We start from the raw sequence: 13,334 nt of genomic DNA, 5'->3' as shown, positions 1-13,334 counted from the left end.
AATTGATAAAGGAAAAGGCGGCTAATCAGCCGCCTTTTTAATCAGTTATACAACATTGAGCTTAGGCTTATTTTATGCCATTTTTCTCAAGGCCAGCATAAATAATTTTCTGCTGTGTGATTGCAACTAAGTTACCCACTAGCCAGTAAAGTACTAGACCTGCTGGGAACCATAAGAAGAATACGGTAAAGATAACTGGCATCCACTGCATCATTTTTACTTGCATTGGATCCATTGTTGGCGCTACCGGTTGCATTTTCTGCATCAAGAACATTGATAAGCCCATTAACAATGGCAATACATAGTATGGATCTTGGACCGATAAATCATTAATCCAAAGCATGAATGGCGCGTGGCGTAATTCATAGCTTTCTAGTAGTACCCAATATAGTGCAATGAAGATTGGCATTTGTAACAGAATAGGTAAGCAACCGCCCATAGGGTTTACTTTCTCTTTCTTATACAGCTCCATCATAGCTTGACCCATCTTTTGACGGTCATCACCAAAGCGTTCTTTCATCTCTGCCAATTTAGGCTGTAGATTACGCATTTTGGCCATAGAGGTATATTGCTTTTTAGTCAGCGGATATAGACCACCACGGACGGTGAGAGTGATCAAAATAATAGCCACACCCCAATTGCCCACAAATGATTGATAGAACATCAATAACCAATGGATTGGAATCGCTAACCACCATAAGAAACCGTAATCAACAACCAAGTTTAAGGTTTCAGAAATAGCTGAAAGCTCTTTTTGGTTTTTAGGGCCAACATAAAACTGCGAGCTAATTTCTTGAGTTGCGCCAGGAGCAATATCATATACCGCACCACGGAAACCAATATTAGCCATTCCACCAGCACTCATACTTGAGAAAATGGTGTTTGAATCTGTTGCTGGCGGCACCCAAGCTGACACAAAGTAATGTTGTAGCATTGCTGCCCAACCACCCTGTGTTACTTTAGCAAGATTTTTGTCAGCCATATCGTCAAAGTTATATTTCTCATAACGAGTATCTTGAGCCGAGAAAGCACCACCACGATAGGTTGGCATCATCATGCTGCTTTCAGATTCTTTAATCGTTTGCTTAATTTGACCATACATTTGCACTTGTAACGGTGCAGCCGAAGTATTGTTGATGCTGTAATCTACGCCGACATCATATTGACCACGGGTGAACGTAAAGGTTTTTACGTAGGTGACACCGTTGTCTGCTGTATAAGTAAATGGCACGGTTAATGTGTCTTTACCCTCAGCTAAAGAATATGAATTGGTTTGAACACTATAAGCAGCTCGACCATTGGCACTACTATCAATACCATCACGACCAATAAGTCCGCTTTGGGCGATATAAGTGAAATTGTTCTTTTGTTCTAAAATGACAAATGGGTCACTACTGTCAATTTCGCGTTTATGTTCCACTAATGCGGCATAAACTATGTCACCACCAATCGGGCTGATTTTAATATCAAGCTGATCAGTTTTAACGCTAATAAGGTTTTTATTTGCAGGTAATTCTATTGGTTCCCCAGAGATATCTGCTTCTGGAACGTCAGCACTGTGTTGTGAGGCGGCGTTAGTTTGGGTAACAGTTTGAGCTGTTGCCGGTTTTGGTGCTTTATCTGTTTGCCATTGTTGCCACATTAAAAAGCTGACAAACAGCAGACCGATTAGCAATATATTGCGTTGAGATTCCATAGCCTATTTATTACACCTGTCATTTTTAGGGGGGACGGGATCACTACCGCCGGGATGTAAAGGGTGACATTTTAATATGCGTTTCATTGCAAACCAACTACCTTTCACTGTTCCATGTGTTTTTATTGCTTCGATAGCATAATAAGAACAAGTTGGATTGAACCGACACCGCGGTCCCAATAAAGGGCTGATAAGAATTTGGTAACCACGGATAACCGTAGTTGCTAGCCATTGTAACGGCGACTGAGTTTGCGCCATAGCTTTTCTATTAATTTGTGTAGTTCTGCATTTTCCATTTCCATCACGCCATTTCTGACTAATACAACGATATCTATATCTGGGATGTCGTGTTGATGTAAACGAAAACTATCTCTTATCACACGTTTAATACGATTACGTTGGTTTGCACGTTTAACAAAACGTTTGGCCACAGTTAATCCTAAACGAGGATGTTGCTCTGAATTTGGAATTGCGAGCAGAGTTATTTCAGCAGAGGATGCTTTGATTGGATTGGAGAATACAGATTTAAATTGCGCGGGAGTTAACAAACGTAACTCCCGCGAAAAGGTATAGCTAGTCACCTAGTTATCTACTTACGCAGATAAACGAGCGCGACCTTTCGCACGGCGACGTGCAAGGACCTTACGGCCGCCTACAGTAGCCATACGAGCGCGGAAGCCGTGAGAACGCTTGCGCTTCAGGTTGCTAGGTTGAAAAGTACGTTTACTCATGATGGCAATCCGTCTTTGTTAGTGAATTTACCTTATCTCCAACATTAGAGGTAAGGGCAAAAAAGAGGCCGAATTGTAATCACTTTAAGTAGCCTCGTCAATAACGAAAGTACTTATATGACAAATTTCTGCCAATCTTTATTTGAAGCTACTATCGATTAAGCACCAGAAGATGTGGATAAGTCTGTGTACAGACACTATATCTTGTGGATCTTTCGTTGTTTCAGTAGATCAAAGAAATGCTATTATAGATCAAGGTGGATCGGTTAATAAAGCTGGATTTGCTTGAATCTTGCAATTAATGGATCGATTTTGATCTTCGCTGATCTCAGATATATACACAGAATGATCCCGCTGGGGATAATTCTTCTTTAAAGGATAGCGATCATTGTGATCTCCCTATAGAATACACCTCCTTTGATTAAAGATATTTGGGGATAAATAAGTGGCGGTTTCACTTTGGCAACAATGTATCGGCAGACTGCAAGACGAGTTATCAGCACAGCAGTTCAGTATGTGGATCCGTCCGTTACAGGCTGAAATGGATGGTGATACTTTGGTTTTGTATGCGCCAAATCGTTTTGTGCTGGATTGGGTACGCGATAAATACATCAATATCATTAATCAATTTTTTACTGAACAAATGGGCAGTAATGCACCTAAGTTACGTTTTGATATTGGTAGCCGTCCTTCAGCTCGTCCGGTTGCGCCAGCTCCTGTAGCGGCTAAGCCTGTTAATCGCCAAACTAAAGCCCAGGTAGGAACCACGTCCTTTAATACCCAGGCTGAACCGATTATTAACCCTAATCATCGCAGCAATATTAATCCTACTTACCAATTTGATAACTTCGTTGAAGGTAAATCAAACCAGTTAGGTAAAGCTGCTGCATTGCAAGTTTCTGAAAATCCTGGTGGTGCTTATAATCCGTTATTTTTATATGGCGGCACTGGTTTAGGTAAAACTCACCTTTTACACGCTGTAGGTAATGGCATTATTAAAAATAATCCCAATGCCAAAGTGGTGTATATGCATTCTGAGCGTTTTGTTCAGGACATGGTTAAAGCGCTGCAAAATAACGCGATCGAAGAATTTAAGCGTTATTACCGTAGTGTTGATGCGCTCTTTATTGATGATATTCAATTTTTTGCCAATAAAGATCGTTCACAAGAAGAGTTTTTCCATACCTTTAATGCATTGTTAGAAGGTAATCATCAAATTATTTTAACCTCAGACCGTTATCCGAAAGAGATCGACGGGGTAGAGGATCGCTTAAAATCTCGCTTTGGTTGGGGCTTAACGGTTGCTATTGAGCCACCTGAATTAGAAACCCGCGTAGCGATTTTAATGCGTAAAGCACAAGAGAGCGGAATAAACCTACCTGATGAAGTGGCATTCTTTATTGCCAAGCGTTTACGTTCAAACGTACGTGAATTAGAAGGAGCACTAAACCGCGTGATTGCTAATGCTAACTTTACTGGCCGCCCAATCACTATCGACTTTGTGCGTGAAGCATTAAGAGATCTCTTGGCACTACAAGAAAAATTAGTCACTATAGATAATATTCAGAAGACTGTTGCTGAATACTACAAAATAAAAATGGCAGATATGCTGTCTAAACGCCGTTCTCGCAGTGTGGCAAGGCCTAGACAAGTGGCGATGGCGCTATCTAAAGAACTTACTAACCAAAGTTTACCGGAAATTGGTGATGCTTTTGGTGGTCGTGACCATACGACAGTATTACATGCTTGTCGTAAAATCGCCCAATTGCGCGAAGAAAGTCATGATATTAAAGAAGATTATGCTAACTTGATTAGAACTTTGTCTTCTTAATTCAGGGAATGTTGACACGATGAAATTTTCAATTGATAGGGATGCCCTATTAAAGCCGTTGCAGCTAGTGTGCGGCGCGGTAGAACGCAGACACAACTTACCTATTTTAGCCAACTTATTAGTTGAAGTTAGTGAGTCATCACTTAAGCTAACAGGCACTGATTTAGAGGTTGAATTGGTGGGCCAAGCGGCTATTCATGGTGACATTGATATCGGTCGTACGACGGTTCCGGCTAAAAAGTTACTGGATATTGTTAAGTCATTACCAGAGCAGAGCGAATTAAAGGTCGAGCAACAAGATAATAAATGGTTATTGCGTTCAGGTCGCAGCCGTTTTTCATTGGCAACATTACCCGCCGAAGATTATCCCAACGTTGAAGAATTCCAAGCGGATATCGAATTTAGCTTAAAGCAAGGCGTGTTGAAGTCGATTATTGATTCAACTCAGTTTTCAATGGCTAACCAAGATGTACGTTACTACCTCAATGGTTTGTTATTTGAAACTGAAGGTAATGTATTACGTGCTATTGCCACCGACGGACACCGTTTAGCCTTAAGTCATCGTACGCTTGATGTTTCATTACCCGAAAAACAAGTGATTGTGCCTCGTAAAGGGGTGGTTGAAATGGCGCGCTTGCTCGACAGTGACGACCAGGACATTACCATTGCCATTGGTGATAATGCCATTAGAGCGATTACCAGTTCCGCGGTATTTACCAGTAAGCTTGTCGATGGCCGTTTCCCTGATTACCGCCGAGTGTTACCTAAGGGTGGCAATAAGGTGGTTATCGCCAGTCGTAACCAATTAAAACAAGCGTTAACTCGTGCGTCTATTCTTTCGAATGAGAAATTCCGTGGAGTACGTATTCAGCTTGAATCTGGCTTATTGAAAATAACTGCCAATAATCCTGAACAAGAAGAAGCTGAAGAGATCATTGATGTTGAATATGACTCTGATAAGCTAGAAATTGGTTTTAACGTCAGTTATCTACTTGATGTGTTAAATAACTTAGCCAGTGATGAAGTACGAATTACTTTAATTGATGGCAATTCAAGTGCCTTGATTGAGAACCACAAAGAAGAAGATTCTATGTATGTCGTGATGCCAATGCGTCTGTAATGCGTTATTGTGTTATTGCTATATGAAAGGTGCTGCAAAGCACCTTCTTTATTTCTACCGTTTTATTGGGTTATCACAATAGGTCTTCATGAGTTTATCGCGTATTACCATAGGTTCATTTCGTAATATTACCTCAGCATCATTACAACCGGGTGATGGCTTAAATTTGATTTACGGTCAAAATGGCAGTGGCAAAACCAGTATTCTCGAAGCTATTTATTTTTTGGGTATGGGCCGTTCGTTTAGAAGCCATTTATCCCAACGTGTGATCAACCATGATGACGATAAACTGACTTTGTTTGCGCATTTAATTGATGCTGACAGAGATTGTAAAATTGGCTTACGTCGTCATCGAAGCGGTGAGATCGAAGTAAAAATTGATGGCGAGAAAGTAAAGCGTTTATCAACCCTGGCCGAAACGTTACCCATTCAAGTTATTACTCCCGAAAGTTTTTCTTTGTTGTTCGAGGGACCTAAAGCCCGCCGTCAATTTATTGATTGGGGTGCATTTCATTCTGACCCACATTTTTATCAAGCTTGGGTGAACACTAGAAAGGTATTAAAGCAACGAAACCAATTGCTTAGAAATCACTCTCCCTATAACCAAATACAGTTTTGGGATAAGGAGTTGGTGCGGTATGCTGAACAGGTTACCGATATACGAAATCAATATGTAGACTCGTTAAATGTGCTACTAAAGGGTATAATCGGAGTGTTTTTACCTCAGATTGATATTAAGGTTTCTTTTACTCGAGGATGGGACAGTAAAACGGATTTTGCCCAATTACTTGAAAACCAATACTCAAGAGATTTAGCCGCTGGAAATACGGGCAGCGGCCCCCACAAAGCAGATTTACGTTTGCGCGTGGGTAATTTACCGGCGCAGGATGCGTTGTCCCGTGGACAATTAAAATTATTAGTCTGTGCACTGCGTATTGCACAGGGAAAGTTGCTCAAACAACAACTAGATAAAAATAGTATTTATCTAGTCGACGATTTACCGTCGGAGTTGGATGCACAGCATAGGCAGCTATTGCTACAGCAGTTAACCGAAACCGGTGCACAAATTTTTGTCACTGCGATCGAACCGCAAGCAATAGTCGATTCGTTATCTAGCCCTCCAAACAGGATGTTTCATGTGGAACAAGGGTTGGTAACGGTTATTGAATAACAACGAGAGATAAATATGTCAGAGAATAGTTACGATTCTTCGAGTATCAAGGTATTAAAAGGCCTTGATGCAGTCCGTAAGAGACCTGGTATGTACATTGGTGATACTGATGATGGCACAGGTCTTCATCACATGGTATTCGAAGTGGTCGATAACTCTATCGATGAAGCTTTAGCAGGCCATTGTAGTGATATCACCATTAGCATTCATTCAGATGGTTCAGTCTCAGTAAAAGACGATGGTCGTGGTATTCCTGTTTCGATACATGAAGAAGAGGGTATCTCTGCCGCTGAAGTTATTATGACCGTACTTCATGCTGGCGGTAAGTTTGATGATAACTCTTATAAAGTCTCTGGTGGTCTGCACGGTGTGGGTGTTTCGGTCGTTAATGCGTTATCGAAAAAACTACAGTTAACCATTCGTAGAGCAGGTAAAGTCTATGAGCAGTTCTATACTCATGGTGTACCCGATGCGCCTATCAAAGAAATTGGTGATGCGGTTAAAACCGGTACCGAACTCCGCTTTTGGCCAAGTGGTGACACGTTTACTAATGTTGAATTTCATTTTGAAATTTTAGCCAAACGCGTACGTGAACTATCATTCTTAAACTCAGGTGTCGGCATTCGTTTAGTTGACGAGCGCGACGGTAAAGATGAGTTCTTTAAGTATGAAGGCGGTATTAGTGCTTTTGTTGATTACTTAAACCGTAATAAAACGCCGATTAACAAAGATGTTTTCCATTTTTCTCATGAGCGCGAAGATGGTATCACCGTTGAAGTTGCGATGCAGTGGAACGATGGTTATCAAGAGAATATTTTCTGTTTTACTAATAATATTCCTCAGCGTGATGGTGGTACTCACTTAGCCGGTTTCCGTGGTGCTTTAACACGTAACTTGAACAACTACATGGAACGTGAAGGTTTTAACAAAAAAGGCAAAACTAACGCGACAGGTGACGACGCGCGCGAAGGCTTAACTGCGGTTATTTCAGTAAAAGTACCTGATCCAAAGTTTAGCTCGCAAACTAAAGACAAACTTGTGTCTAGTGAAGTGAAAAGCGCTGTTGAACAAACAATGGGTGAGCAGTTAAACGATTATCTATTAGAAAACCCAGCAGATGCTAAATTAATTGTGGGTAAAATTGTTGATGCAGCACGTGCTCGTGAAGCGGCGCGTAAAGCCCGTGAAATGACTCGTCGTAAAGGCGCACTAGATTTAGGTGGTTTGCCAGGTAAGTTAGCTGACTGCCAAGAGAAAGATCCTGGTCTTTCTGAAATATACATAGTGGAAGGGGACTCTGCTGGCGGATCAGCCAAGCAGGGACGTAATCGTAAAAACCAAGCTATTCTTCCACTAAAAGGTAAGATCTTAAACGTAGAAAAAGCGCGTTTTGACAAGATGTTATCTTCACAAGAAGTGGCAACGCTGATTACTGCATTAGGTTGTGGTATTGGCCGCGATGAATACAACCCAGATAAGACTCGTTATCACAACATCATCATCATGACCGATGCTGACGTCGACGGCTCACACATTCGTACTTTGCTGTTGACCTTCTTCTTCCGTCAAATGCCTGAATTGATCCAACGTGGCTATATTTATATTGCTCAACCACCACTTTTCAAAGTGAAAAAAGGTAAGCAAGAACAGTATTTGAAAGATGAGCCAGCATTAACTGAGTATTTAACCACTCAAGCACTCGATGGCACCAATATTTATCCAAGCCCAGGTGCTTTTGGTATGTCTGGTGAGCCATTAGAGCGTTTAGTGGCGCAGTATCGTGAAGTTGAGCGCATTATTAAGCGCTTAGAAAAACGCTACCCAACTAACCTACTTGACCGTATGTTGTATCACCCAGAAGTGACTACAGCAGTGTTAAGTGACGAAGCGCAAATGACTGTATGGTGTAATGGCTTCATTGCAGATCTAGTTGAACGTGAAAGTAGCGGTATTATTTTTACAGCTAATGTAATGCTTGACCCTGAGCGCAAGGTTTACACTCCTAGCGTGACAATCCGCAAGCACGGTATTGATACTAACTATCTATTTGGTTATGACTTCTTTACATCATCTGATTATCAGCGTATCGCTAAGCTAGGTGCTGCATTAGAGGGTATGATTGAAGAAGGTGGTTATGTACAACGTGGCGAACGTGTTAAAGAAGTTGAAAGCTTCTTAGAAGCATTAGATTGGACTATTAGTGAAGCTAAACGCGGCCTATATATTCAACGTTATAAAGGATTGGGTGAAATGAACCCTGAACAATTGTGGGAAACTACAATGGATCCAGAATCTCGTCGTATGTTACGCGTTACTATTGAAGATGCAGTTGCTGCTGATCAGCTATTTACATGTTTGATGGGTGACCAAGTTGAGCCGCGTCGTGAGTTTATCGAAACTAACGCGCTTAATGTGGCCAACTTAGACGTATAACAAAATTTTAGTGTATAAATGGGTGCCTTTGGCACCCATTTTTGTTTTTAGTGCTATGGTTATAATAGTATTTACTTAACATTTAATAAGGCTATTTACAGTGGTTATTGGTTTCTTTAAAAAATTGTTTAATGTTCGAGACCGCAATGAACAGGCCAAATTCACTGGCATTAGCACTGCAGAGAAACGTCAGCAAACCAAATCCAAAGCACCAGTACCTGCAATAGAGGTTACGCAACATCAAGCAGTTGAATCGCAGTTAGATCTGTCGGCTTTATTTTACAGTTTATTATTTGCAAACCAACAAACTACAACAACAGGAATAGCGAATAATTTAGAGCGAAGCGTGATGCACAATATTGAACTGGCATTAAGCTCACCTCAGTCGATTGCGGAAAATGTATTAAAGCTGCCCAGCAAAATACTCGAGCTAGATAAAAAACTAGCCGACGACAGTATTGAAACCCAAGAACTAATACAACTTATTGAACAAGACCCTCTGTTGTGTGTTGAAGTACTTAAGTTATGTAATTCGCCTGCTTTTAAACGAGCTGAAAATGATGTTAGCAGTATTCAACAAGCGCTAGTACAAGTGGGGCGACAACAATTAAGGCAATTTATTACCGCGAGTTTAGCCCGTGAGTTAATTGATATAAAGCCTATTTATTTTAGACGCTTTGGGGCTGAAATCTGGCGTCATTCTATGCAAGTTGCTTTTTTGGCCAGCGAGTTAGCGAGCCCCGAGCAACGAGACAGCGCTTTTTTAGTGGGCTTACTGCATGATGTAGGTAAAATTGCGATTTTTAAAATGCTGGTGGATGCTTTTTATCAAGCAGAACCTGGAGAGCAGCCTAATTCAATACTATTTAAGCAGATGATGACCACAAAATCGTTGACCTTAAGTGCACTGTTAGCGCGCTGTTGGCAATTACCACTGCACTTTGAAACGCCGTTAACGTTATTGGCCAATACCAATATTAAACCTACTGATGGCATGACACTGCTTATTTGGAAAGCCAATATTATTAGTGAGTGTTCAATGCTGCAGCAAGTCGACAAATTGCCTCAACCAGCACTAGCCGTGTTGTTAGCTCAGGTTGAGTGTAGTGAAGAATATTTTATCGTTTTGCATCAAAAGCTTATCCAGTTTTAAATTGATATCAATGCGGCTAAGGTGTCTGCCTTAACCTTTTATAGCCCCCACGTTGTGGCTGATACTCTTAAGCCATAAAAAGTAAGTCATAAGATGTAATCCATAAAAAAAGCGCCTTGCGGCGCTTTTATCTCAACTACAGCTAATTTACATTATTGCAGCAACGAAATGTCTGCAACGTGCAAGAACTGCTCACGAAGATTGGTTAATAACGCTAAACGGTTATTTTTCAATGCTTCATCATCTGCCATTACCATCACATCTTCAAAGAACTGATCGACGTTTTCGCGTAAGTCAGCCAATAGCGTTAATGCTTGTTGGTAATCGCCATCAGCAAACAGCGGGGCTAACTGTGGTTGTAATTGTACAAGCTTATCAGCGAGCGCTTTTTCTGCTGGTTCTGTTAATAGAGCTGAATTGATGGTTGCGGGTAATTCGCCTTCAACTTTAGCCAATATATTAGAAACACGTTTATTTGCCGCTGCTAGCGCTGTAGAAGCTTCTAAGCTACGGAAATGCGATACAGCTTTAACACGACTGTCAAAATCAGCAGGTTTGGTTGGACGACGAGCTAGTACCGCTAAAATAACGTCAACTTGAATGCCTTTATCTTGGTACCAAGCGCGGAAACGAGCGAGAAGAAACTCAAGTACATCTTCACTAGTATTAGTGTTAGTGATATTAGTCGCATGTAAAGCTTGTGCTTTAGCAATTAACTCTACCAAGTCCAATGGCAGTTTGTTTTCTACGATAACGCGCAAAATACCAATGGCTGCACGGCGAAGTGCAAATGGGTCAGCCGCACCTTTTGGTGCTTGGCCAATGCCAAAAATACCCACTAGCGTATCTAACTTTTCAGCTAAAGCAACCGCACACGACACTGTAGCCGTTGGTACTGTATCACCAGAAAATTTAGGTTTGTACTGTTCTTCAAGTGCGATAGCAACAGCTTCTGTTTCGCCATCTAGGCGGGCGTAATGCATGCCCATAGTGCCTTGAGTATCAGTAAATTCCATTACCATGTTGGTCATTAGGTCTGTTTTAGACAATAAACCAGCACGGCTAGCATCTACACTGTTGGTCTCAACACCGTTGTTGTTCATTTGCGTCGCAATGAAACCTGCTAACTCAGAAATACGTTCAACACGCGCTTTCAACGTACCAAGTTGTTTTTGGAATACAACCGTTTCTAAACTGGCAATACGAGATTCAAGTGTGTTCTTTTTATCGGTATTAAAGAAGAACTCAGCATCCGCTAAACGTGGGCGAACTACTTTTTCGTTACCTGAAATAATCTGTTGTGGATCTTTAGATTCAATGTTGGTGACAAAGATAAAGTTAGGCAGTAATTTGCCGGCTTTATCAAATACTGGGAAGTATTTTTGGTCACCTTTCATGGTGTAAACCAACGCTTCAGAAGGTACGTTTAAAAACTTTTCTTCAAAGCTTGCTGTTAATACTATTGGCCATTCAACTAGAGAAGCGACTTCTTCAAGTAGTCCATCTTGAATATCGGCAATACCACCTAATTTTGCTGCAGCTGCTTCAGCATCAGCTTTGATTAGCGATTTACGTAATTCATAATCTGCTAGAACTTTACCTTGCTCTTTTAGCGCGGCTAAATAATTGTCGGCATGATCTAACTCAAAGCTGGCTTTACCCATAAAGCGGTGGCCACGAATAATGCGGTTAGATGTAATACCAAGTAATTCACCAGCAACTAATTCGCTACCTAATAGCATAGTCACCGTGTGAACCGGGCGAATAAACTGAGTTTTGTTGTTACCCCAACGCATTGGTTTAGGGATCGGTAATTTATCGAGTGCGCGTTGTGCCATGTCAGCTATTAAGCTTTTAGTTTCAACGCCAACCACTTTAGCTTGATGGACTAACCATTCACCTTTATCGGTGACTAATCGCTCTGCTTGCTCAACCGTAATACCGTTACCACGAGCCCAGCCTTGTGCTGCTTTAGTTGGGTTACCGTCAGCATCAAATGCTGAGCTAACCGCGGGGCCGCGTTTTTCAACGACTTTATCGGCTTGTGCTAATGCTAGACCCAACACATTAATCGCTAAGCGGCGAGGGGCGGCATACCAAACTGCAGACTCAAAAGGTAAATCAGCTTTAGTTAATTCATCTGTAAAGCTCGTTAAAAATGATTCAGCTAACGTGCGCAGCGCTTTTGGTGGTAATTCTTCGGTACCCACTTCAATGAGTAAGTTTTCAAAATTCATTCGTTACCTCTACTTACACATTGGGAAGCCAAGAGCTTCACGTGCTTGATAATAAGATTCTGCAACACCTTTTGCCATAGTTCGAACGCGAAGGATATAACGCTGACGTTCAGTGACTGATATAGCATGGCGAGCATCAAGTAAGTTAAAAGCGTGTGATGCTTTCATTACTTGCTCGTACGCAGGTAGTGGTAATGGCTTTTCTAGTGATAGTAAGTGCATGCACATTTTTTCACATTGATCGAATAGGGTGAACATAAAATCGACATCGGCATGTTCGAAGTTATAGGTAGACTGTTCTACTTCGTTCTGATGGAAAATGTCACCATAAGTGACACGACCAAGTGGTCCGTCAGTCCAAACAAGATCGTATACGCTATCAACTTCTTGAATGTACATGGCTAAACGCTCAAGCCCGTAGGTGATTTCACCTGTAACAGGGCTACATTCAATTCCGCCAACTTGTTGGAAGTAGGTGAACTGAGTCACTTCCATACCATTAAGCCAAATTTCCCAACCCAAACCCCAAGCACCTAATGTTGGCGACTCCCAGTTATCTTCAACAAAACGAATGTCATGTACTTTGGTGTCGATGCCAAGTGCTTCAAGTGAGCCCAAATATAGCTCTTGAATATTATCTGGAGATGGCTTTAGCACTACTTGAAATTGGTAGTAATGTTGCAGGCGGTTTGGGTTTTCACCATAACGTCCATCAGTAGGACGGCGAGACGGTTGCACGTATGCACTGCTCATTGGCTCCGGGCCTAATGAACGTAAGAACGTCTGCGGGTGGAAAGTACCAGCGCCAACTTCCATATCTAGAGGTTGAACAATTGCGCAACCTTGCTGCGCCCAATATTCCTGAAGGGTTAGGATGAAACCCTGAAATGTCTTTACGTCGTGTTTCGTCGTCATGTCTACTACTGTCAGGCTATTAATAGAAAATGTTAATGATTATACCT

The 13,334-nt window shown here is 41.5% G+C and carries 11 protein-coding genes; 5 read left to right on the top strand and 6 right to left on the bottom strand.

The features are described 5' to 3' along the window. Positions 1 to 67: 67 nt before the first annotated feature. From yidC to rpmH, 4 genes are read right to left on the bottom strand one after another with little or no spacing between them, the layout of a single operon-like run. Positions 68 to 1,696 (bottom strand): membrane protein insertase YidC, encoded by a 1,629-nt coding sequence (gene yidC / locus AAEY99_RS11850; protein ID WP_101087362.1) that lies wholly within the window; start codon positions 1,694 to 1,696, stop codon positions 68 to 70. Between the two features lie 3 nt (positions 1,697 to 1,699). Continuing rightward, positions 1,700 to 1,954: a membrane protein insertion efficiency factor YidD gene (gene yidD / locus AAEY99_RS11845; protein WP_011639469.1), complete on the bottom strand. Its 255-nt coding sequence runs from the start codon at positions 1,952 to 1,954 to the stop codon at positions 1,700 to 1,702. After that, positions 1,921 to 2,277: a ribonuclease P protein component gene (gene rnpA / locus AAEY99_RS11840; protein ID WP_011639470.1), complete on the bottom strand. Its 357-nt coding sequence runs from the start codon at positions 2,275 to 2,277 to the stop codon at positions 1,921 to 1,923. The genes yidD and rnpA overlap by 34 nt, the downstream gene beginning before the upstream one ends. 12 nt (positions 2,278 to 2,289) lie before the next feature. Next, positions 2,290 to 2,427, bottom strand: coding sequence for a 50S ribosomal protein L34 (rpmH, locus tag AAEY99_RS11835; protein WP_006083827.1), 138 nt, complete (start codon positions 2,425 to 2,427; stop codon positions 2,290 to 2,292). Positions 2,428 to 2,872: 445 nt separating this feature from the next. Between rpmH and dnaA the strand changes: the two genes are divergently transcribed. The 5 genes from dnaA to AAEY99_RS11810 all read left to right on the top strand — a co-directional run bounded on the left by dnaA (position 2,873) and on the right by AAEY99_RS11810 (position 10,135). Next, entirely contained in the window at positions 2,873 to 4,258 is a 1,386-nt protein-coding gene (dnaA, locus tag AAEY99_RS11830; RefSeq protein ID WP_011635493.1) for a chromosomal replication initiator protein DnaA, read from the top strand. Between the two features lie 19 nt (positions 4,259 to 4,277). After that, complete coding sequence (gene dnaN, locus AAEY99_RS11825) at positions 4,278 to 5,378, top strand: DNA polymerase III subunit beta (RefSeq protein ID WP_101087363.1); 1,101 nt, start codon at positions 4,278 to 4,280, stop codon at positions 5,376 to 5,378. An 88-nt stretch (positions 5,379 to 5,466) separates the two neighbouring features. Continuing rightward, on the top strand, positions 5,467 to 6,549 hold the full coding sequence (recF, locus tag AAEY99_RS11820; protein WP_162021954.1) for a DNA replication/repair protein RecF: 1,083 nt from the start codon (positions 5,467 to 5,469) through the stop codon (positions 6,547 to 6,549). Between the two features lie 15 nt (positions 6,550 to 6,564). After that, complete coding sequence (gyrB, locus tag AAEY99_RS11815) at positions 6,565 to 8,982, top strand: DNA topoisomerase (ATP-hydrolyzing) subunit B (protein ID WP_351010600.1); 2,418 nt, start codon at positions 6,565 to 6,567, stop codon at positions 8,980 to 8,982. Positions 8,983 to 9,082: 100 nt separating this feature from the next. Further along, positions 9,083 to 10,135, top strand: a complete 1,053-nt coding sequence (locus AAEY99_RS11810; RefSeq protein ID WP_351010599.1) for an HDOD domain-containing protein — start codon at positions 9,083 to 9,085, stop codon at positions 10,133 to 10,135. A gap of 152 nt (positions 10,136 to 10,287) precedes the next feature. On the opposite strand, the gene glyS is transcribed toward AAEY99_RS11810, so the two are convergent. Further along, positions 10,288 to 12,372 (bottom strand): glycine--tRNA ligase subunit beta, encoded by a 2,085-nt coding sequence (glyS, locus tag AAEY99_RS11805; protein ID WP_351010597.1) that lies wholly within the window; start codon positions 12,370 to 12,372, stop codon positions 10,288 to 10,290. A gap of 9 nt (positions 12,373 to 12,381) precedes the next feature. Then, entirely contained in the window at positions 12,382 to 13,287 is a 906-nt protein-coding gene (glyQ, locus tag AAEY99_RS11800) for a glycine--tRNA ligase subunit alpha (RefSeq protein WP_011635499.1), read from the bottom strand. Positions 13,288 to 13,334 lie beyond the last annotated feature (47 nt).

It is taken from the genome of Shewanella sp. S1-58-MNA-CIBAN-0166 (genome assembly GCF_040310085.1).
In the GTDB taxonomy this organism is placed as follows: domain Bacteria; phylum Pseudomonadota; class Gammaproteobacteria; order Enterobacterales; family Shewanellaceae; genus Shewanella.
The sequence above is the reverse complement of the archived record's forward strand: the minus strand, read 5'-3'. Positions and strand labels throughout refer to the sequence as shown.

Excerpts from the sequence above, each read along its gene's own strand:
- yidC (WP_101087362.1), bottom strand. The coding sequence starts at position 1,696 with ATGGAATCTCAACGCAATATATTGCTAATCGGTCTGCTGTTTGTCAGC.
- yidD (WP_011639469.1), bottom strand. The coding sequence starts at position 1,954 with ATGGCGCAAACTCAGTCGCCGTTACAATGGCTAGCAACTACGGTTATC.
- rpmH (WP_006083827.1), bottom strand. The coding sequence starts at position 2,427 with ATGAGTAAACGTACTTTTCAACCTAGCAACCTGAAGCGCAAGCGTTCT.
- dnaN (WP_101087363.1), top strand. The coding sequence starts at position 4,278 with ATGAAATTTTCAATTGATAGGGATGCCCTATTAAAGCCGTTGCAGCTA.
- recF (WP_162021954.1), top strand. The coding sequence starts at position 5,467 with ATGAGTTTATCGCGTATTACCATAGGTTCATTTCGTAATATTACCTCA.
- gyrB (WP_351010600.1), top strand. The coding sequence starts at position 6,565 with ATGTCAGAGAATAGTTACGATTCTTCGAGTATCAAGGTATTAAAAGGC.
- glyS (WP_351010597.1), bottom strand. The coding sequence starts at position 12,372 with ATGAATTTTGAAAACTTACTCATTGAAGTGGGTACCGAAGAATTACCA.
- glyQ (WP_011635499.1), bottom strand. The coding sequence starts at position 13,287 with ATGACGACGAAACACGACGTAAAGACATTTCAGGGTTTCATCCTAACC.